The organism is Flavobacterium sp. P3_A6 (genome assembly GCF_056403035.1).
The window spans coordinates 65,227-87,862 of sequence record NZ_JBFUGG010000013.1; the positions used below are offsets into that span (position 1 = coordinate 65,227).

12 protein-coding genes are annotated in these 22,636 nt (G+C 35.7%); 2 read left to right on the forward strand and 10 right to left on the reverse strand.

Features of this window, described 5'->3' with window-relative positions; translation table 11 throughout:
• Positions 1-2: 2 nt before the first annotated feature.
• Positions 3-2,357, forward strand: a complete 2,355-nt coding sequence (locus tag AC1DVP_RS13785; RefSeq protein ID WP_477184057.1) for a glycoside hydrolase family 2 TIM barrel-domain containing protein — start codon at positions 3-5, stop codon at positions 2,355-2,357.
• Between the two features lie 297 nt (positions 2,358-2,654).
• Here the strand turns inward: AC1DVP_RS13785 and AC1DVP_RS13790 are convergent, their stop codons facing one another.
• Together AC1DVP_RS13790 and AC1DVP_RS13795 are read right to left on the reverse strand one after the other, a co-directional pair.
• A complete protein-coding gene (locus AC1DVP_RS13790; RefSeq protein WP_477184058.1) occupies positions 2,655-3,479 on the reverse strand; it encodes a formylglycine-generating enzyme family protein in 825 nt (274 codons plus the stop codon).
• Positions 3,480-3,610: 131 nt separating this feature from the next.
• Positions 3,611-4,363, reverse strand: coding sequence for a glycoside hydrolase family 11 protein (locus AC1DVP_RS13795; protein ID WP_477184059.1), 753 nt, complete (start codon positions 4,361-4,363; stop codon positions 3,611-3,613).
• Positions 4,364-5,012: 649 nt separating this feature from the next.
• Between AC1DVP_RS13795 and AC1DVP_RS13800 the strand changes: the two genes are divergently transcribed.
• Positions 5,013-5,156, forward strand: coding sequence for a hypothetical protein (locus AC1DVP_RS13800; protein WP_477184060.1), 144 nt, complete (start codon positions 5,013-5,015; stop codon positions 5,154-5,156).
• 68 nt (positions 5,157-5,224) lie between these two features.
• Here AC1DVP_RS13800 and AC1DVP_RS13805 read toward each other — a convergent pair whose 3' ends face one another.
• From AC1DVP_RS13805 to AC1DVP_RS13840, 8 genes are all read right to left on the reverse strand, one after another.
• The gene (locus tag AC1DVP_RS13805; RefSeq protein WP_477184061.1) at positions 5,225-7,210 is read right to left on the reverse strand and encodes an alpha-L-arabinofuranosidase C-terminal domain-containing protein; all 1,986 of its coding nucleotides are present in this window, start codon (positions 7,208-7,210) and stop codon (positions 5,225-5,227) included.
• A gap of 312 nt (positions 7,211-7,522) precedes the next feature.
• Positions 7,523-8,962 (reverse strand): glycoside hydrolase family 28 protein, encoded by a 1,440-nt coding sequence (locus tag AC1DVP_RS13810; protein ID WP_477184062.1) that lies wholly within the window; start codon positions 8,960-8,962, stop codon positions 7,523-7,525.
• Positions 8,963-9,053: 91 nt separating this feature from the next.
• Positions 9,054-10,691 (reverse strand): sodium:solute symporter family transporter, encoded by a 1,638-nt coding sequence (locus AC1DVP_RS13815; RefSeq protein ID WP_477184063.1) that lies wholly within the window; start codon positions 10,689-10,691, stop codon positions 9,054-9,056.
• A gap of 310 nt (positions 10,692-11,001) precedes the next feature.
• Positions 11,002-12,147, reverse strand: coding sequence for an acyltransferase family protein (locus AC1DVP_RS13820; protein WP_477184064.1), 1,146 nt, complete (start codon positions 12,145-12,147; stop codon positions 11,002-11,004).
• A gap of 305 nt (positions 12,148-12,452) precedes the next feature.
• Positions 12,453-15,599, reverse strand: a complete 3,147-nt coding sequence (lacZ, locus tag AC1DVP_RS13825; RefSeq protein WP_477184065.1) for a beta-galactosidase, LacZ type — start codon at positions 15,597-15,599, stop codon at positions 12,453-12,455.
• 116 nt (positions 15,600-15,715) lie between these two features.
• Positions 15,716-16,588, reverse strand: coding sequence for an inositol oxygenase family protein (locus tag AC1DVP_RS13830; protein ID WP_477184066.1), 873 nt, complete (start codon positions 16,586-16,588; stop codon positions 15,716-15,718).
• A gap of 121 nt (positions 16,589-16,709) precedes the next feature.
• On the reverse strand, positions 16,710-20,744 hold the full coding sequence (locus tag AC1DVP_RS13835) for a hybrid sensor histidine kinase/response regulator transcription factor (RefSeq protein WP_477184067.1): 4,035 nt from the start codon (positions 20,742-20,744) through the stop codon (positions 16,710-16,712).
• Positions 20,745-20,799: 55 nt separating this feature from the next.
• Entirely contained in the window at positions 20,800-22,629 is a 1,830-nt protein-coding gene (locus tag AC1DVP_RS13840; protein WP_477184068.1) for a metallophosphoesterase family protein, read from the reverse strand.
• Between the last annotated feature and the right edge of the window lie 7 nt (positions 22,630-22,636).

Below are 22,636 nucleotides of genomic sequence, written 5' to 3' on the forward strand. Positions count from 1 at the left end.
AAATGAATGATTTTAAAAAAACAAGGGTGCAGCAATTTATACTTAGCTTCTTATTTAGTTTAATATTTGCAACAACAGCCATTTTTTCTCAAGGGAGAAAAACGATCAGCTTTGATGCCAAATGGCAATTTACAACAGGAGAAATTGCAGACGCCGAAAAACCGGAATTTAACGACAAAGCATGGAGAACGCTGGATGTTCCTCACGATTGGAGTATCGAAGGCACTTATGACCGAGAAAACCCATCTGCACGTGGCGGCGGTTATTTACCGGCAGGAATTGGATGGTACCGCAAGTCTTTTCAATTAGACTCTGCTGACGCTAATAAAATATTTTCTATCGAATTTGACGGTGTCATGGCAAACAGCGATGTATGGATTAACGGGACACATTTAGGCAGACGTCCTTATGGCTATATCAGTTTTACGTATGACCTTACTCCTTATTTAAATTTTGGAAAAGACAAAACCAATGTAATTGCAGTTCGCGCTGATAATTCAATTCAGCCTGCTTCCCGCTATTATACTGGTGCAGGAATTTATCGCCATGTGCGCTTAGTGGCTCTAAATGCAACACATTTTAAACATTGGGGAACACAAATTACAACTCCAAATCCAACTGCTCAAAAAGCCATTGTGAATATTAAAACTGAAATAGAAAACAACGGAACAGCTGGAACTTATAAATTACAGATTGACATTATTGACAGCAAAGGAAAGATAGTTAAATCAAGCGAAAGCCAAGAAAATAGCACCGAAAACAAAACCATCGAATTATCTAAAGATATTGAAATTCTAAATCCTAAATTATGGGATATTGAAGAACCAAATTTATATACTGCGGTAACCAAATTATACTCAGGCAAAACACTTATTGACAATCAGACGATTTCATTTGGGATAAAAAATGCTGAGTTTAGAGCCGAAACTGGTTTTTGGCTAAACAATAAAAATTACAAAATAAAAGGAGTCTGCCTTCATCACGATGGAGGTGCCGTTGGTGCTGCTGTTCCTCTGGGTGTTTGGAAAGAACGATTGAAAAAATTAAAAGAAGCGGGCGTAAATGGAATTCGTACCTCGCACAATCCTGTAGCTCCAGAATTTCTTGATTTGTGCGATCAAATGGGATTTGTAGTTATGGATGAAACCTTCGATACTTGGACCGCAGCCAAACATAATGGTGAAAAAGGCTATAATCTGTACTTTAAAGATTGGTGGGAACAAGATACGAAAGACATGATTTTGAGAGACAGAAACCATCCTTCTATTGTTATTTACAGCATTGGAAATGAAATCCATGATGATCTTAGCTATCCGGAAGGATACAAAGCCTATAAAATGCAGGAAGATATTGTAAAAAAATACGACAGCACCAAACCAGTAACCATGGCACTTTTCAGACCGGCTAATTCTAAAGTATATCTTAGCGGCTTTGCAGCACAAATGGATGTGATAGGGCAAAATTACCGTGAAAACGAATTGATTGCTGCGCACGAAGAGCATCCGACTTGGAAAGTTATCGGTACCGAAAACACTCATATCATTAGCCAATGGCTGGCGTTGAGAGACAAACCGTATATGGCCGGACAGTTTTTATGGACAGGCTATGATTATCTGGGTGAAGCCGATTGGCCAGAGACCACTAACAATCAAGGTTTGTTTGACAGAGCTGGAAACTGGAAACAGCAGTCTTTACAAAGAGAAAGCTGGTGGTCTTCAAAGCCTGTGGTGCATATTGTGAGAAAATCAGATAATGCTGGAGCCGGGTTCTGGATTTCAGATTGGACACCGAGTGATTTTGACACTTATGATAATGCCAAAGTAAATGTTTACAGTAATTGTGATGAAGTGGAACTTTTTCTGAATGACAAATCATTAGGATCATTAAAAAAACCGGCTGATGACTCACCAAGAGAATGGAATGTTACTTTTGAACAGGGAACTATAAAAGCAATTGGAAAAAACAACGGAAAAATTACAGCGCAGGAAGAACACAGTTCTGCTGGAAAACCAGCCAAAATTATCCTAACCAAAAGCAACGCTGCTCTTGCAAACAACTGGGATGATGTGTCATTTATTACTGCAACAATTGTTGATGAAAAAGGAATTAGATGTGCAAATGCCGACAATCAAATAAAATTCACAATTACTGATTTTGGTAAAATCATTGCAGTCGATAATGGAAACATCATAAGCCGCGAAGGCTACCAAGGTTCCACAGTAAGAGCTTATCAAGGCAAAGCAATTGCTATTATTAAGGCTAATCAAGAAACTGGAAAAATAGAAATAAAAGCCAGCGCAGAAGGTTTACAAGAAGCTGCTGCTGTTGTAGAAATTGTTTCGGAAAAGACAAAATAATCCTAACGATTATTCCTAATTAAAATTTGACATGAATTGCCCGAATTAACACGGATTCAAAAAAAATGTGAAAATTCGAGCAATTTATGCCTTTCCCTTTTACCCCCAATGTTATATCAACGACATTGAACTAAAACATAATGGAACATAGCATTAAAAAATGTTTACCGTAAAAGTCAGGAGACTTTTATCCTGTTTACAGATGGGGCAAGAAATAAAACCAAATTTAGAGACATTTGAAAAGTCTGAGCATTTTTTTTCAAAGAATCTTCGGGGAGTTACTGCTTTAATTTTAGATTACTTGCTACGGCATAAACGGAATCCCTGATCAGGCCCTTTGCCGTTTGCTTCGTGATCACCACGGTAAGACGGTTCGCAACAAAAATCTGCACCAATCCAACCGCCGCCTCTCCAAACCCGCCCTTTAGCCTCGGTCATATTTCTAAGCCAATCCCAACACCATTCCCTAACATTCCCTGACATATCATAAAGACCCAACTCATTAGCTTCTTTACTGCCAATAGGTTTTGTTTTGCAATGATTTTTTTCTAATGTTGGCCAAAGCCACGATCCTGATAAATTTTTATCACCAGAGTTTCGCCAGTACCATGCTACTTTATCCAAATCATTGCTCCCGCTGTAAACGTAGCTCTTACTCATCTGTCCGCCGCTTGCTGCATATTCCCACTCTGCTTCTGTTGGCAATCGGTACCCATTTGCGCTTGTATTGACAGTAACCATCCATTTAATGTTATCGATATCATTTACATTATCGGGATCTTTTTTATTCTTGTAAATATTGTAATATGGTTTTAACCCTTCCTTTTCACTCCTTTTATTGCAATATATTACACAATCGTACCAACTTACAGTTTCTACAGGTAAATTATCCCCTTTAAATTCAGATGGATTATTCCCCATTACCTCAACCCACTCTTTTTGGGTTACCTCATATATCCCAATATAAAAGTCAGGCAATGATAAACTTTTACCGTAGTAATTTGACTTTGTATTCACAAAACTTCCACCATCTACTAACGCAAAATTTTTAAGCTCTTTTTGCGAACATGAGCTAACAACGGCTATTGTTATAATTAAAAATAAAATTAATACTTTCTTCATAGAAATGTTTTCTTTAGACTGAGAGCAAAAAAATCGTAACCCAAAATAGCTTACAATTGGATATTAAAAAATATAAAGAGCCGGTAACTGTTAAATTAACCGGCCTTATCAATATCAAATAATCAAAAAAACTACCACACTGTAGCGTTGATATAACCGCTTTTTCCGCTAAAAGCTTCTAATGCCAATATTTGATAATTATAACTACCAAATCCTTGACCTCCTTTATTCTTCCAATTGTTAATGTGATTAGCCATATTAACTGAGTTATTTGTTCCAGTAGATGCACCTCCCCAGTTGTCAATATACTGCCAAAAAGTTGCAGTACCTATAATAGATGGTTTATTTACTCTCTGAAACTTAGTACAGTTATAAGTATGTCCATCGCTACTCACTGTTCCAAAAGATGTTGATCCCGAAATACTGCCCTTCTCTGAAACGTAATACTCAATAAGCGGACTTGTAGTCCAACCATAGATACCAACAAAATTATAACTGCCGCTAAGAGCCCCAATATTGTAACCAATTGTTCTGGCTGATCCAGGATTCCATCCTTTACCGCCTACTACATCTGTTACATTGCTGTAGGAAATAGAGAAATTACCTGAAGATCCATTGGTTAAATCTGCAGTGCCTCCTTCTTGATATAATGACCAAAAAAAGCCATTGCTCGTACCTGTACCATTTTTTGCCGTATTATCAGAAATATAACCACTCGAATATTTGGCAACCGAAGTTTGCTTATCCAAATTTTTGGTATCCGAATTATCTTCTGAACAACTTGCTAATAATAACAGAAATACTGTTGCTAAACTTAATACTTTTTGATTAATCCCTAGAGAAGAAATCTTAATTTCATTTTTAAAAAATTGATTTTTCATCATAATTGTTTGGTTTTTTGGTTTTAAATAAAAATACATCATTATTTACCATAAATAATTACGACAAATGTAATTATACATTTGTCAGAAAAACATAACAGATGATGCAGATAACACAACTCATGATGCAATATTAATTTTCGAATATTAATAGTCTAACAATTAGTAAACTGTAAAAAAACAAGAAACATCTTGCTTTTAATCATAAATTCCTAATCAATTGAGAGCAAATAACAAAGTTCATTATCCGCATTACTATAAAAACTCAATATCCAGTTATTATCTACTTGCCACTGTGTCATTATCAGTAAAGAATTACGGGCAAACTATAGAAAATCAAAATTTCAAAGCCGGTGCTGTTACAATTGATCGCAATAACATGCCGCTTGCTTACAAGGAATTTCTAACTGCCGTCAAAACGAGGCATATAGTTCCTCAATCAAGTGGCTGTGATGTCTGAAAAGAGTATTGGTGTTAGCAAAAATAAGCACGAAGCAATTGTTAGGCATGAATGATATTACCTTGCCGTTTTTCTTTTATGATCATTGAAGAATATACATTTCTGAAAAAGATTTACAAAGTAATAACCAAGAGACTTTCATCATGTTTACAAATTGCAATAACTTTTAAGAAAACTCAAAGAAACCAGACTTTGAAAAACGGAAGAGCTTATCAAGAAAGGGCGATTTCTATTCTTAAAGCTACTAAAGAAAGTAACCCAATAACCATAAAGGCAAATACCGAAAGCCTGGAACAAGCCTCATTGCCAGTCAAGATTATTTCTAAAAGAAAATAAATTTATTCTTACAAGATAAAAAAGCTCCAGATTTCTCTGAAGCTTTTTTTAGTATATCTCATTATTTATTATTTCATCTTCAACTTCAAAACAGTAACAGAATAGGCAGGCAGATTCATTGGTGCTTTTTCGCCTTTCAAATTATATTCGCTTTCAGTCGGGCTTATTTTTTTAGGAGTGGCAAAAGTGTTTTCATCCTGCAAATTCGGACTGGTTAGCGTTATAACCGTTCCTTTGGATGCTACTTTTTTTCCTTTTAAATCAACCGTAATCTCTTGAGCCGTTGCTGCTGTATTCACCAATTTTACAATTACTTCATTAGTATTTGTATCTTTCACGGCAGATGCATAAAGGCTGTTTTGTCCTGTTAGCGGTTTTCCTTCATTGGTAATCGCTAATAAATCAGTGCCTTTATTAGTTGAAAATAACTTTTGCACATAATAATTCGCAGAACCATACGCTTCTAAATTGTTAAACCAAATCATGTCCGGTGTCCATTGCCAAGCATCTTCATGAGCCATTAATGGTGCATAAGAAGACAAATTGACCACTTCGGCATTTCGTTCCAATCCAGTCATAAAAGCAGCTTCAGAAAAGGCACATTCCCAATTATTCCTATTATTTGGATTGGCTCCCGAAACACTTTGTGCCGCATATTCTCCAGCAAATATTTTTGGCCCTTTTCTGTCGTATTTGTCATAACGGGTTGCATTTTCTCTAAACCATTGCGGGCTTTCATAATAATGTTCGTCTACAAGCTCAGCATTTAGCTTTTTAAGTTCCTGCATACCGTATTCAAAAAATTCTCCTTTTGGAGATGGCCCGCTTCCGGACACGATAATTATATTTGGATATTTTGATTTTATCGCTTTTTCAAAAACTTTATATCTTTCAATATAATCAGGTCCCCATTGTTCGTTTCCAACGCCAATGTATTTTAGGTTGAACGGTTTGGGGTGTCCCATATCAGCGCGGAGTTTTCCCCAAGTCGTAGCTTCCGTGCCATTGGCGAATTCAATTAAATCCAAAGCATCCTGCACATACGGATCTAATTCTTCTACTGGCGCCAATTCACCAGTATTGTACTGGCAAGCCATTCCGCAGCTTAAAATAGGCAGTGGAGTTGCACCAATGTCTTCTGAAAGCTGAAAATATTCGAAAAATCCCAATCCAAAACTTTGAAAATAATCCGGAGTCTGTTTATGGCTGAACTCTACATTCCAACGATTCATCATTGTTCTTCTGTCCTCAACATTTCCTACCGATTTTTTCCATTGATAGCGGTCTGCCAAAGTTCTTCCTTCTACAATACAGCCACCTGGGAAACGCAAAAATCCTGGTTTCATATCATACAAAAGCTGAACGATATCTTTACGCAAGCCATTTTTTCTGTTCTTCCAAGTGTCTTCAGGAAACAGTGAAATCATGTCTAAATCAATAGTCCCTATTCCTTCAAAAGTTATTTTTAATTTCGCTTTTGCTTCGGTTTGAGTAGCCGTAAATTGCGCGGAATAATATTTCCATTCATCCGATGCTGGAACAATACTAGTCTCGCCAATCACTTTTTGGTCTTTATCAATAAACTGAATGATTATTTTTTTGATGGCTCCCCCATGATTAGCAGCCTTTAAAGAAAGATTGTACTTCTCGTCTTTTTTTACTCCCATTCCTCTAAATCCTTCATTAATGATTGCATATCCTTTGTCATCATTTACAAGAACTCTGCAAAAATTAGTATTGATTTTATTTTCCAATACTTTGATGGGTGTCGCAACGCCGGACTGCATATTTAAAGAAGACCTTTTAGTATTAGGCTGTTCCCACCCCATTAAAGGCTTATCAAATTCAAACGAACGGTTTTTAATCATTTCTGCATACAAACCTCCATCTGCGGCAAAATTGATATCTTCAAAAAACAGACCGAACATAGTGGGCTGGATTTTGGTAATGGTTTTGGCAACGTCAACTTCCAAAGTTGTCTTTTGAGCAAATCCATAAAAGCCATTGAAAAGCAGGCCTCCAACGATAATCTTTGTAATTATATTCTTTTTCATTTTTGTTTAGTTGATTCTTTTTTTTGTTCTGCTAATTTATCTAAACTTTCATTAATTGAAGCAGAAAGAATAGGCTTTTTTTACTGGCATCGACAGTTCTCCGCAGCATACAAGCGACAGATAGCAGGCAAAGTAACTAGAGCCGAAAGGCAGTGCCATTATATCAAGCTTTAATTGTTCTTGCGAAGACGCGAAGACGCAAAATTTAAAACCGGTTTCTTTGCGTCTTTGCGAGAGCTGGATTTTAAAAAACTTAAAGAAAATCTGGAACTTAATAACATTAGGCTAAAGGAAAATATTTTGTTTTTGTTTTTACTTTTTCACCGCTTCATATTTATCCGGAAAAGCTGCTTCTCCATCTAAATTATTCACTTTCAAAACATCAACATTATTGCTTTCAACAGCATATTTGAAATAATCCTGTTTATTATTCCCCCAATTCACCGAACAATTTTGAACTTTTATATTTTCGGCGGTATCAAAATAAAATCCCGATGTGCTTCCTTTTACAAAACCATCTACTTTTGAAGGGCGTCGATCGTAAACTCCCCCAGGAAAATTGGATGTTTTATCAATAGAAACATTCACTCCTTCAAAAACAATATTTTTAATTTTATCCTTCGATTCTCCGCTTACATAGACCCCGTTTTCACCAAAACACTGAATATTTGAGAAATAAATATTACTTATTGCCCCCACTTTCCCTTCGACAGCACCTTTAGGAAAACGCCAATTGGCATCTTTATGGTTACCGCTTGCACGGCTGTAAGCTGTTACATAAATAGGTTCTGCTTTTCCCCACCAAGTATCTGTTTTTAATTTTCCTTCAATAATCATATTAGAGAAAATCACTTCGCTCACCGTTCCTTCATCACGGTTTTGAATGCCTACGCCACGATTACTGTTTTTTATGATACAATTATTAAACAGCACCTGTTTGATAACATCCATATTTTCTGAACCAATCTTAATAGCACAACTGCTGCTGGTCATTGTACAATTAGTCACAACAATATTCTCACAAGAACCAAATTCTTCAAATTCTCTTCTGTTTTTTAAGCAAATGCAGTCATCACCGCTTTCAATATAACAATCGCTAATGCGTACATTTTTGCTGTGGTCAATGTCAATTCCGTCGCTGTTGCGGACTTTCAAACTGTTCAATAAAGTAATACCGCTAATAACAACGTCGTTGCAACCCACAAGGTGAACAGTCCAATAGGCTGAATTTCCTATATGAACATCTTTTATCCTGATATTTTTCCCGCCTATAATCGTAAGAACATGAGGACGCGGATCCAAGATATTGAAAGGTTTCAATACATAAGCATCTTCCTCTTCGGCTCCCATAAACGAAATTCCGTTTCCGTCTATTTTTCCGTTGCCGCTAATGGTGAAATTCTCGACATTCTTACCTCCAATCCAGATTGTTCCTTCTCCTTTATTGGCACGAAAAGCACTTTCTGTATACAATTTTTCATCGGGGCTTGCCAAAATTCTGGCACCGCCCTCAATATGTAAATCTACATTTGATTTTACATTGAAAGGGCCGGTCAAAAATGTAAACGGAGCCGGTATCAGTACCTGTCCTCCTGTCGCACTGCATGCATCAATAGCTTTTTGAATAGCAACAGCATCATTGGTTTTTCCATCTCCCTTCGCTCCATATTTTTTGACATCATAGACTTTTTGTGCCATTCCAGTCAATGAAATACAAAAAACAATTACAGCAATTACAAGTTTCTTTATCATTTGTTTTATTTATTAAAAGATTGTTTTCAAATCCTTACTTAAAATTTTCTCAATCCGTTATCGAATAAATTTTACTTAATCCGACATGAAATTACCAAAAAACAGTATATAAAGCTATTAATACCCCGCAGATGATGAATGATCCGATAACAAACTCCGAGGACACTTTAAACATCGCTGTATCTACTTCTATCTGATGTGTTTCATGCTGCTCTTTAGATTCAGGTTTTAAAAGACTAATAGCCACCATTAGCAATACTACGATAAAGAAAGCGATCGCCATTCTGTCCAAAAAAGGATAATCTGGAAAAGCGCCATTCGTCCACATTGGCAGAAACTTTAATACTGCGGCAATAGGAACCGTAAAGAAAGCACCAGCAAGCCCTGCCGAAGCTGTTGTTTTTTTCCAAAACATTCCCAATAAAAAAATGGCAAGAACGCCTGGCGAGAAAAAACCAACATATTCTTGTATGAACTGATAAGCTTGATCTAATGATTTTAATGCTGGAGCAACTAGAGCAGCAATAAACATACAGATTATTACGCACCATCTTCCGGTAAGAACCAGTTTTCTTTCAGTAGCATTTTGATTAAAATATTTTTTATAGATGTCTAAAGAAAAAATTGTGGAAATACTGTTGGCTTTACCGGCCAAAGAAGCAACAATTGCGGCTGTTAAAGCTGCCAAGGCTATTCCTTTTAATCCGGCAGGCAATAAATTCATCAAGGTTGGATAAGCATGATCGGGTTTTAAAACCCCTGCAGCATCCACCATTTCTTGCTGGAACATACCGTTTTGATGCATCACATACATAGCGATACCCGGTAAAACAGCAATAATAGGAACTAACAGTTTTAAAAAAGCAGCAAACAAAATCCCCTTGCGGGCCGTTTTCAAATCGGCTCCCAAAGCTCTTTGAACAATGTACTGATTGCATCCCCAGTAGGCCAGATTATTGATAAGCATACCACCAATAAGTACAGACATTCCAGGCAGTTCAGCATAATGAGGACTTGATTTATCAAATATCATGTGCAGATGATCCGGTGCTTTGTCAGCCAAAAGAGAAAGTCCTTTAAATACATTTTCACCAAATCCAAAATGATCCGACAGCAAGACCAAAGACAAATAGGTAGTAACCAATCCTCCCAATATCAATACTATAACTTGGAAAATATCAGTATATCCTATTACTTTCATCCCTCCTAAAGTAACGATAATGGAAAAAAGACTCAATCCTATGACACAAAATTCAAAACTGATTGGTGCGATTGACGAAATTGCCAAAGCTCCTAAATAGATAATGGAAGTAAGATTTACAAACACATATATCAACAGCCAAATTATAGCCATTATGGTACTTACGGTACCATTATATCTTTTTGCCAAAAATTGCGGCATCGTAAATATCTTGTTTTTAAGATAGACCGGCAGAATAAATATAGCCACCAAAATTAATGTAGCGGCCGCCATCCATTCATAAGAAGCAATAGCCAATCCAAGTGCAAAACCGGAACCGCTCATCCCTATAAAATGCTCGGCCGAAATATTAGACGCTATCAATGATGCACCAATAGCCCACCATGTCAATGATCCTTCGGCCAAAAAATATTCTTGAGAACTGGTAGATGTGTTTTTTTTGCTTCTGTAAATATACATTCCATAGGCTGTAACTAAAACGAAATAAATAAAGAAAACTATATAATCTGCGGTTTGCAATACATTCATAATTAGATTGGTTTATTGTAAGTTAATAGGTGTAAAATTTGACTTGAATATTTAGGTTTAACCCATCTGAAAAAGTTTCAAATACTTAAAACAAGGATATCAAAATCCTATTGCTATATTTATTTAACACATAGACATAGTTTTAGTTTACTTTAAAAAAATGTTTCAGTTTACAAACAATACACAGCATCAATGTGAAAATTTATTGCTTTTAAAAAAACAAATCTGTAATTTCAAAACCTATGTCTCTTTGTGTTAAACAGTTATTTAATAAATTGCGTTCAGCGGGCTTTGTTTGTACTCATTCTCTTTAAACTTTCAAAAACCACTTTCTTTTGTACAGAAAATAAAGTAAGACGAGCTGCACAAAAGTTATTGAAACAGCGGTAAACACAGGCTGCCAAATAAATGGTAAAAATTTGATAAGTCCTCCAAATACAAATTCGGCGGTATGCCCAAAATTTACCAAGCCTTCGGATGCCATGTATATCAGAATAGAATTGGAACCAATCAATATCAAAGGGAATGCCCATTTATTGAAACCCAATACATCAATTATCAGATAAAAAAAAGTAAAAAACAAAATACTGAATCCGCCCACAAAACACACAAAAGAGCTAGACCATAACCGTTTATTGATTGGAAAATCATAATTCCAAAGAATACCTATTCCTATCAAAACAACTGCTGATGCGATCAGTATCAATATTTTTTTGCTTACCGAAAAATCATTAGCACTGCCTTTCAGAAAGGTTCCTAAAAACATTCCTAACAAAGCAGTCGTAACAGCGGGTATCGTCGAAAACAAACCTTCGGGATCATATACTTTGCTATGCAGTCTGCCTGGTAAAAACTGCTGGTCAATATAGCTGGAAAATGAACCTTCCGGCGTTAAAATACCAGCCCCAAAACCAGGGACTGGCATCCACTTCATTACTACATAATAACCAACCAAAATGCTTACCAACCAAAACACTTGTTTTTTTATATCAAAATTTAAATAGATAATACCCGCAAAAAACCAAGCAAGCCCAATACGTCCCAAAACGCTGGCAAACCGAGTTTGGTCAAACCCGTCAAACCGCAGTATTCCATTAACAATAAATCCCAACAGCAATAATTTGCATGTCCTTTTTACCATCGTAACGTAAATTTTCCTTTTCTCCTCGGCTGGCAGTTCCATTGGTGTACTTACTCCAGCAATACTCATTTTCTTTTCGAAAGAATAAGGCATTGAAACTCCTGCAACAAAAAGAAAAACAGGAAATATCATGTCATAAAACGTAATACCGTTCCAGTCTGTATGATGCAGCTGTGACGACATCCATATAAAAACAGGAATTGGTGCGGCTTTGGCCAAGGCATGTACAATATGCTCTCCGCTCATAATCCATAACATGACAAACCCTCTCAGAGCATCCAAAGAAACTAATCTTCCATTTGTACTATTACCCATATTGTAAAAGCAGGTATTAATTATTGACTGCTTATAAAGCAGTCAATAAATTTTTAAAATATTTTTTATGACTCGATTTCAATTGTTTTTTGAAGCAGAAATGTTTGGCTTTCTGCCATCATTTTTTAGCTCCAAAAGTTTTAAAAATACTAGTATTCGGAAAAGCTGGATATTTCGATAACGTATTACCCCKTTGTTTTATCATTCCGACCAAAGAGAGCAATATTGTATGAAACTTATTGAAATTAACTAATTTAACTCTTCCGAATACTAGTGCTTTTTTAACCTGTTAGGTCTTTCCCTTTCTACTCGATTGGTTTTATAACAAATCCATAGCTGTATTCACTTCCTTTCAATAAATACTGTTCGTGCGGATAAGCTCCCCAACTGGTGTCTCCGCCTAATCCGCGCTGAGTCAAGTCCACACATACCACTACTTCTTTTCTTGGTGTAATATCACTTATGTGCTGATTCTTTTTTGTTAATCCCGGATCAAAATCACTTGGAAAATTATTTAAAGTACTCATGCATATAGGCTGCAGTCCTTTTATTTCAAAACCTTTTCCTTTATTATCTGAAAGTTTAAACCAGCGGACATCGGTTTTATATCCATTTTCCTGAGGTCGCGTATATGACACATACTGGTCTGCAACTTTACTTTGATAAATCCCTTTGAATGACGATTCGTTTCTGTCCGGATAGTTTTCCCAAGGCCCTCTTCCATAGTAATCAAGGTTTTCAAAATCATTTTTTAGAGAAAAAATCATCCCAAACCTTGGTATTTCTGGTATTGGATTATTACCTTTTTTGAAAGACGGCTGTACCTCTAAAGCCCCGTCACTGCTAAGTGAATATTTGATTGTATAATCGGAAACAACATCGTTAAGCTTTAATTTTGCAACCACATAATTTTTTCCGTTTTCCTCAGTAAGCAGAATTGATTCCAAAGTGGTATTGTTTCCTGCTGTTCTCCAAACATTCAATTTTATTGGCATTTTATTTCCAAAATCATTATCTGTTGGCGCTCTCCAAAAATTAGGTTCTGGATATTGTTTAAAATACTCTTCTCCTTTTAAACTGTAATGCGTAATTAATCCCGTCGTTTTACTGATTTTAACTATAACATTATTGGCACTCAAAACATATTCGCTTTTCTCATCACTTGCTTTTGAAGAGGATTTATTCTGCTCGGTTTTTGCAAAATAGCTGCCGCTTTCTAAAACAAACTGTTCCCTTGCGATTTCAAAATTTTGTGGCACTAATTCAGAACCTGTTTTAGTGTAAGCAAAAACATTCAGTAAATACTCAACTCCCGGCTTCGCTGCTAATTTTGGCAGATCGATTTTAAAATCCTTTTTGGATTTCGGATTCAAATCAACATCAATTGTTCCTTCTTTTATAATCTTTCCATTTTCTAAAACCTGAAATCTGAAATTGTAATTATTCAAATTGGTAAAACCGAAATCATTTGTAATTTGAATTATTCCGTTTTTAACATCCGCAGACTGAAATAAAATATCCTGATATACTTTTTTTACTTCATGTGCTGCGGGATTTGGAGTTCTGTCCGGCAAAAGCAATCCGTTATTACAGTCGTTTTCATCATTCGTATAATTTTGGGCTCCCAAATCGCCACCGTATGCCCAATACTCACGGCCAATCTCATCTTTCATTTTTAATCCCTGATCTACCCAGTCCCAGATGAATCCACCCTGCATATTTTTGCTTCCGCGAATAATATCCCAGTATTCCTGAAAATTTCCGTTGCTGTTCCCCATCGCATGCGAATACTCACACATGATGTAAGGACGTTTCACATCTTTGCGGGCAGCATATTCTTTTATAGCCTCAATTTTTGGATACATCGGGCAGACAACATCTGTGTTTTCATTTTCCTTGGCCTGCTCAAACTGAACCAATCGGGTTTTGTCCCTGTTTTTAATCCATTTATAAGCCTCATGAAAAACCGGTCCGTTGGCACTTTCATTTCCCATTGACCAAAGTATCACCGAAGGCTGGTTTTTATCCCTTTCCACCAAACTGTAAATTCTGTCAAGGTGTGCTGCCCTCCATTCCGGAAGGTGACCCGGATTAGTTTTTGGATTCATCCAAATTAGAGGCTGTCCCTCTACTCCCATTCCGTGGCTCTCGATATTGGCTTCATCAACCAGATACAATCCGTATTTATTGCAGAGTTTCATCCAAACCAAATTGTTAGGATAATGACTAAGACGCACTGCATTGATATTAAATTGTTTCATCAGTCTGATGTCTTTCATCATCGTAGCTTCATCCTGATAATGACCCGTTACTGGATTCGTTTCGTGAATATTTACACCATGAAACATAATACGAACTCCGTTTACCAATAATTGTCCGTCTTTCAATTCGATTTTTCTAAAACCAATTTCAGTCGAAACCGATTCTATTATATTTTCTTTTTCATCTTTTAACGTCAGGAGCAGTGTGTATAAATTCGGTGTCTCTGAGCTCCACAATTTTGGAGCAGCTACGTTTTCAGAAAAATTAACTGTCTGAGTTTTATCAGCCTCAAAATTAACTTTCAGCTCTTTGACAAAAATGTTCTGACCAGAAGCATCTATTAATTTAGCAACTATTTTTTGGTTGTTTACTGATGCTGCTGTCAGGTTTTTTAAACTGACATCTACATTTAAACTCCCATTTTTATAATTGGAATCTAAATCAGGTTTTGCAAAAAAATCAGAAATACGAATATTATTAGTACTGTACAGATAAACATTGCGGTCAATGCCTGAAAGTCTCCAAAAATCCTGATCTTCCAGATAAGAACCGTCACTCCATCTGTAAACCTCAACAGCCAAACTGTTTTTTCCAGCTTTCACATATTTTGAAATATCAAATTCGGCAGGGCTTTTTGTATTTTCTGTGTATCCCACTTTTTCACCATTAACCCAAATATACATTGCCGATGTTCCTGCTTCAAAGTGAAGAAATACGTGTCTGCTTTTCCAGTCTTCGGGCAGAATAAAATCTCTTTTATAAGATCCCACTGGATTATCAGAATGATTTATAAAAGGAGGATTTCTTTCAAAAGGATACGTGATATTCGTATAAATTGGAATGCCATATCCTTTTAATTCCCAGTTGGAAGGCACTGCAATTTCTTTCCATTCTATTGTATTAAAATCTGTTTTATAGAAATCTTTCGGGTGCTGATCCGGTGTCGGAGCCCAGGAAAATTTCCAATTCCCGTTTAATGAAAAATACCAAGGCGAACTAGTATAAATATCGTTTAATGCCGATGTCTCATCTGCATAAGGAAGAAACGCGGCACGCACAGGCTCTCGGTTAATCTGAAATACCTCCGGATTTTCCCAATCGTTTCTGCTGTTTTTTTCCTGTCCAAAAACAGTTGTTCCTAATATGGCAAACAGCCCAAATAATAGTATTCTTGCAATGATTTTCTTCATTTTTTATTCTCGTTATCTTCCAATTAACCTGAAATTCTGCAAAGAGTAAGACCCCCGCAGGGTTTTGAACTCCTGCAGGAAGAAGTACCTTATCTAAACAAAAAGTGATTTATATTTTAAAAATTAAGTTTTTCCGGCAGATACTTAGCAACAAGTTCTTTGTAATAAGGAAGCAGAGCCTTTACATCTGGTTTAACGGGTGCTTTTGTGTATAAGTCATACGGATTGAATTTTTTGACCCATTCGAACATTTCTACATCTTTTTCATTCATTAAATGAGCATAGGCATTTTCTCTGTGCTGTGAGTAAAAGGAATGATATCTAATCATGTATAATGCTGGATCCGGAAGGTAATCTTTCATAATCTGGTACAGATATTCATCATGTCCCCAGCTCATTTTTACTTTGTCAAGACCGCAGTTTTCAGTGTAAATACCCAATTTGGTATTGAATCTTTCATCTGTGTAATCTGGATTATCCTTAAAAAATTCAGGATAAACTATCTTGTCTGAATAAGCACAGCCTACAGGAAAAGTATCTCCCACTACTGCCCATTGAGGCTCTCCGAACAAACATAAAACTTTGCCTAGATCATGTAAAAAACCAGTAAGAACAAACCAGTCTTCATGCCCGTCTGCTCTAATGGCTTCTGAAGTCTGTAAAAGATGCTGGGTTTGGTCTAAGTCGATATCCGGGTCGCTGTCGTCAACAAGGGTATTCAAAAATTCTACTGCTTCCCAGATTGACATTTCTTTTTTATTGAACTGCAGAAATTCTTCCTCTTTACTGCATACAAAATCGTAAGTTTGATAAGTGTGATTCATCCTGTAGAACTCTTTAACCGTTTCTACTCTTTCTGAATCTACATAATTTCTAAACTCTTCCTTTTCTTTTATATTTTCTGCTGGGTCTGGATAACGTATCAATAAATCATCTTCCCATTCGTCCAAATTCTTTAGCGGTTTATCTGTATCTATTATTTTTTTCATGTCTTTTAAATTAAAAGTTACAAGACAAAAATATAGTTTCACCTAGAAAATGAAATGGATTAATTCATCAAAAATATGGATAGATTTCGATTAGACGAATGATTTATACCACTTTAGAACATTAGCCGTTAATTAACTTGCTTGGCGGAAATCCAAACTGTTTTTTAAAACATCGGCTAAAATATAAGGGATCATTAAACCCTACTAATTCTGTTACTTCAGAAACATTATATCTTTTTGTCTTTAAAAGCTGTGCCGCCTTTTTTAAACGAATGGTTCTGATAAACTCATTAGGAGCCAAATCTGTAAGTTCTTTAATTTTTCGGTATAATTTTGAAGAGCTTACTCCTAATTTGTCACACAAAAACTCTGTTGACAAATCGATCTCGTCCAAATTGTCATTTATCAAAGCAGTAATTTTTGTCATAAACTCTTCGTCAATAGGAGAATGTGTAAGTAAGCCAACCTTGCTTTCAACTTCACCGGAGAATTTTTCCTTTAATTCTAATCTTGATTTTATAATATTTTCTATAACTGTTTTGAGTAACGAAGGTTCGAACGGTTTTACGATATAACCGTCAGCACCAATACCGTATCCTTTTACCTTATCTTCATTTTCAGAAAGAGCCGTTAATAAAACAACAGGGATATGGCTGATAAATTCATCCTTTTTTAGTTCAGTACAAAACTCGAGTCCATTCATAACTGGCATCATAACATCAGCAACACATAGAATAGGTTTAATCTGTCTGCAGATTTTAAGTCCTTCCATTCCGTTTTCTGCGTCGTAAACTTTGTAATAATCGGATAAATAATCCACTAAATATTTTCTAAGTTCCGTATTATCTTCGACAACTAATATTTTTTGTTTTAACTCTGTATTTTGAAGTATTTTTTTCACCGTTTTTTCAGGAATAGACATACTAAGATTGCTGTTTTTTAAAACATATTCAAATACTTCCTTATCATTATAAAAACTGCGGTCAATTGGAATTTCAACTGTAAATGTGCTTCCGCTTCCAGGCGTGCTTTCTACTTTAATATTCCCCTTATGAAGTGTTACCAATGATTTTACCAATGACAGGCCAATCCCAGATCCTGTATTGTGCGTTTTACTGTTGCTGACCTGATAAAAGCGCTTAAAAATTTTCTCCTGGCTTTTTAAAGGAATTCCTATTCCGTTATCGCTTACTTCAATAACTAATATATTTTCTCCGTCTTTTAATCGAATAAACAAATCTACAGTCCCATATTTATTTGTAAACTTTAAAGCATTGGATAAAAGATTGTATAAAATTTTATCATACTTATCATTATCTACCCAGCCAATTATAGTATCGTTTTCTGTATTAAAGTTTAATACAACATTTTTATTAAAAGCCAGTTCTTTAAAAGAATCAAAGATGTTTTTAGAATAGGCAACAATATCAGTTTCTGAAGCTTTAAGTTTTAATTCTCCTGCCTGCGCTCTTCTAAAATCCAGTACCTGGTTAACCAAATTTAGCATCCTGCTCGCATTTTGATGAATCAAATTATACCTGCTCTTTTGATATTCGCTGGCATTTCCTTCCTCCATTAATTGTTTAGCTGGTCCTAAAATCAGAGTCAAAGGAGTTCTTAACTCATGAGAAATATTTGTAAAAAAACGGAGCTTTTCATTATTCAGCTTAATATCCTGTTCCCTGTTTATTTTTTCGGTCAATAATTCCTGTTTTAATCTGATGCGGTTTCTAATCTCTTTTCTGACGAAATAAAAAACAATAGATAGCAGCACAAGAAATAACAGCAGGGCTATTGGTGTCAGCCAGAAAGGCGGGCGGATTATTATTTCATAAGAAACTGTCTTACTCCAATGTCCGTCGCTATTGCTTGATTTTATTTTAAAAGTATATTTCCCCGGAAAAAGATTGGTATACTGAACGGTTCTTGAATTACTGTTCGTAGAGATCCAGTTCTTGTCAAAACCTTCCAGCATATATTCAAACCTGTTAAGCTTTTCGTTTGTATAAGACGGAGTAGAAAACTGAAGCGAGAAATCGCGGTTTTTATAACTGAGTTCCACTTTTTTGCTGTAATTTAAATCATTCAAAAGCGGTACTTGCCCATTAATTTCTGTTCTTGGGAATATCTCTTCATTCTGAATTTTGAATTCAGTAATAATAGGCGTTGGAGACCATTTATTATTTATTATTTTATCAAGCGAAAAATAAATGATCCCATTTTTGCTTCCTAAATAAATGGTCGAACTGTTAAAATTAAAAAAACTGCTTGAACTGAAAACATCCAATCGGTTGCCGCTTTTTACATGGTAAACATTTACATCTTTTAAATTGGATTTAAGTCTTGCAATAGTATTGTTATTGATATTTAACCATAAATCCCCATTGGTGTCCGATAACATATCCGTAATCCAATTCCCGGATAGTTCTTTGGGATTGGTAATGGGTTTAAAATTGTCATTTAAGCGGTCATAAAGACATAAACCTACACGTGTAGAAGCCCATATTCTTCCTTTTGAATCAACTAGTATATCGCTAATATTATCATCGTGCGGAATGCCTTTCTCTTTTGCATACAGCGCCTTATATATTTTAATCTGACCCGATTTACTATTGTATTTCGCCACACCTGTTTCTGTGGCAAACCAAACATTATTAGCATTATCTGTTTCGATGGCATTGATTTGAAATCCTGGAAGTAATTTACCCGCAGCAGTTTGTACCTGTAGTGTTTTGGTATTTAATATAACTGCTCCTTCTCCAAAAGAACCAATCATGACAGTTTGTTCCCCAATCTTATTAAAAGCAAATACAGGCGTTGTATTAAATCCTACGCTAACCTCTTTTGAAGTATTGTTCGTATAATTATAAACCAGTACATTACCGTTCCAGAGCCCGCAGTAGAATATTTTCCCATCATCGGAATAAATGCTTGCCATGTCTTTTTTACTGTCATATAACGGTTTGAAACCTTTAGCATTAGATATAAAAAGTCCGTTGTGCCTTGTTTCTACAATTACTTTTCCATCATAGGTTTTAGAAAAACCGCGTATGCGGGGAGCTTGGTTTCCTATATAATTTGATATGTCTTTATTGAGGACAAACTGGTTTTCATAAGGATCGTATTTATCTAATCCGTCTTCTGTTCCAATCCATAAAACTCCGGAAGAATCAAAATACAATGCCGATACTAAATTGTCAATTATTGAGGTATCATCAGATAATTTTGAATAATACCATTTATAATTCCCTTTTTGTATGTCCTCCAATTGATTGCAGACGAGTAAGCCTCCTAGAGTCCCAACCCAGTATTTCCCATCTGGAGCCTGAGCCACAGACAAAAAATATGGCCCTAAATTATTCCTGATTTCTTTATTTTCAATATACAGATTTACAAATTTATTTGCTGATTTATCGAGTTTATACAATCCTTCACGGGTTCCTATAAAAATATCAGACTTTGCATTTTCATAAATAAAATTAATGTACGGATTCTTTCCGCCTGAATTAGGCACGGTTAGCGCATAATTATTAATCCGCACAATTTCGCCTTTATTGTCTAAAGTGATTTTTGCCACCGACCCGGTTTCATAACTGCCAACCCAAATCCCTCCTTTTTTGTCTTCAAAAATTTCATTTACATATTCAAATCCAGGTATTGAAACTTTTTCGAATCGGTTTTCTTTTAGAAAAAACATATAAACTCCCTTGGTTTTGGTTCCTACCCAAATCCTTTTAAATTTATCTGCATGCACTGCTCTGATTTCTTCGTCCGGCAAACTTTTTGGATTATTTATTTCCGGCAAAAAAGTAGTGAACTGGTCGGTGTCAATTTTATAAAGTGTCAGTCCTTTTCTTGTGCCTATCCATAAATTACTAGAGGTTTCATCAAGCTCTAAAGCAGTTATATCATCATTCTGCAGTCTGTTTTCACTTGTCGAAGAACTCATGTATTTTTTAAACTGATACCCGTCAAAACGATTCAGTCCCGAGAACGTGCCAAACCACATAAATCCTTTTTTGTCTTGGACAATATGCCTAACAGAATTATGCGACAATCCATTATTGTCATTATAATGATCAAATTTTATATTCTGCGAATGCGAAAAATAAAAAGTGACTAAACTAAAAAATAATATAAAAGAATTCCGTTTCATAAAATGATTTATAAATGCAATTTACAATTTTTGCGTCAATAATTTCAAGGTTTTTCTATTGGCTCACACGCTCTATCTGACTGGTATTCAGATTGATTTTAAAATGATTGGACGGTTTTCCATTCATTGTTTTCAGCACTATTTTTGACCATAAAGCCAGCTTCCCGTCACCCGCTTTTTCTAACTGCTCACATACCATTTGGTATTGCTTTAATTTCTTAGCGCCAATTTCCGGAATGGCTAATTCATCAGCATTTTTTAATCTGTAAAAATCGAATATCATATCAAAACCGGTCCATGATTCAAAATCCTGAACAGTCAGATTATTGACTAATAATTGTTTTTCAATAGCTGCAGTATTTTTATTAATCTGCAATAAATCCCAGCCGGAAAGTTTTAAGATAGACGCTAAAAAATCTACCGGAAAATCTTCAGGCAAAAACCGAAGCCGCACTAATTCTTTTAGATGCCATTGGGTGAAATCTTCATAATCTTTTGCTTTCAGAATGTCTTTATTCCAAATAGCAGGGCTTTTTATATTTTGCAAATGGGCGTACTCTTCTTCATAAAAAGGGAATAAACTGTTAAACTTTGGAACAGAACCCACCACAACCGTTTCTACCTCAACTTCAGAATTAGAATGAACAGTCAGTATTTTATACGCTGGCATATAAGCAGCCAAAGAAGGCGTTTGAATATTAAATAAAGTATTGCCTTTTGCAGTTGTCCGTACTCCCGTATCGTTAATGTGCATGTGTCCGCCAAAATGAATCTGGATACCCGCATCGGCAAATGTCTGGGCAACTTCTTCGTTAGGCACTCTGTCCAGCTGCATTTTATTGGAACCAAAAAGAAGCTTCATTTCTGGTGAAGCATCATCGTTAAAATCGATCATAGGATAATGGCTAAAGGCAATCAGTATTTTTCCTCTTTGTTTTGCTTCTGCCGCAACTTTTTTTACCCATTCTATTAAATGTTTTTTATAAATGAGCACATTATTATAACCAATGCTTGCACCAGAAAAATCATGCGGATTGTCTGCCAGTCCTGATAATTTTTGATTTGGGACATATGCATTGGCATCTATTGCCAAAAGCCAGACCCCTTTTATTGGTTCAACCAAATAACTCGCATCGGGAAGGAATAAATTGGTGTTTTTAAGGGCATAAGTTCTTTTTTCTAATACGGATGCTTTTAAAGCTTTATCAAAATTATAGTCTTCATAAGCATAACTTGAAAAAGGAGTTTCCCAATACAAATAATTCTTTTTTGGAAAGAAACCAAAATCCGCCATTTCATTCAATGTCTCTTTATACCCCCCGTTTTTTATATCCGATGTGATTATGGGTTCCAGCTGATTTTCCTGTTTGGCCAAGTCAGTTTTAGAACTGCTGATAATTTGTTCTTTACCGTCTTTGCCTAAAAAATCAGTTTTTGAAGCCTCCTGAGAAAAAGGCCTTACTGCATCATGGTTTCCAGTTGTCACAAAAAATGACATGCCGTATTTTTTGGAATATTCATCCAGTATTTTTCTCAATCCCCTAACATGGATTGGCTGTCCGTCATCACTAAAATCGCCGGGAAGCACCACTTGCTTAATTCCCCTTTTGGAGATATCATTCAACGCTTCCAAAAAGGCAAAATAATTTTCATTGAAGATTCTGGTCGAATGCAATTGCGAATTCATCGTTCTAATATTGGCATATTCGCCAGTCACCGGATTTTTGATTCCTTGGTAATTATTGTCTTGAAATTTTCCAAAAATATCCCCCAAATGAGCATCAGCAATAAAAGCAATCTTTACAGGTATTTTTCTTTCCGGCTGCTGTGATTTACAGGCATAGAAAGAAAACAACAGCAATAGTAAACCTGATATTCTTAACATACATTTT

Excerpts from the sequence above, each read along its gene's own strand:
- AC1DVP_RS13785 (WP_477184057.1), top strand. The coding sequence starts at position 3 with ATGAATGATTTTAAAAAAACAAGGGTGCAGCAATTTATACTTAGCTTC.
- AC1DVP_RS13790 (WP_477184058.1), bottom strand. The coding sequence starts at position 3,479 with ATGAAGAAAGTATTAATTTTATTTTTAATTATAACAATAGCCGTTGTT.
- AC1DVP_RS13795 (WP_477184059.1), bottom strand. The coding sequence starts at position 4,363 with ATGATGAAAAATCAATTTTTTAAAAATGAAATTAAGATTTCTTCTCTA.
- AC1DVP_RS13805 (WP_477184061.1), bottom strand. The coding sequence starts at position 7,210 with ATGAAAAAGAATATAATTACAAAGATTATCGTTGGAGGCCTGCTTTTC.
- AC1DVP_RS13810 (WP_477184062.1), bottom strand. The coding sequence starts at position 8,962 with ATGATAAAGAAACTTGTAATTGCTGTAATTGTTTTTTGTATTTCATTG.
- AC1DVP_RS13815 (WP_477184063.1), bottom strand. The coding sequence starts at position 10,691 with ATGAATGTATTGCAAACCGCAGATTATATAGTTTTCTTTATTTATTTC.
- AC1DVP_RS13820 (WP_477184064.1), bottom strand. The coding sequence starts at position 12,147 with ATGGGTAATAGTACAAATGGAAGATTAGTTTCTTTGGATGCTCTGAGA.
- lacZ (WP_477184065.1), bottom strand. The coding sequence starts at position 15,599 with ATGAAGAAAATCATTGCAAGAATACTATTATTTGGGCTGTTTGCCATA.
- AC1DVP_RS13830 (WP_477184066.1), bottom strand. The coding sequence starts at position 16,588 with ATGAAAAAAATAATAGATACAGATAAACCGCTAAAGAATTTGGACGAA.
- AC1DVP_RS13835 (WP_477184067.1), bottom strand. The coding sequence starts at position 20,744 with ATGAAACGGAATTCTTTTATATTATTTTTTAGTTTAGTCACTTTTTAT.
- AC1DVP_RS13840 (WP_477184068.1), bottom strand. The coding sequence starts at position 22,629 with ATGTTAAGAATATCAGGTTTACTATTGCTGTTGTTTTCTTTCTATGCC.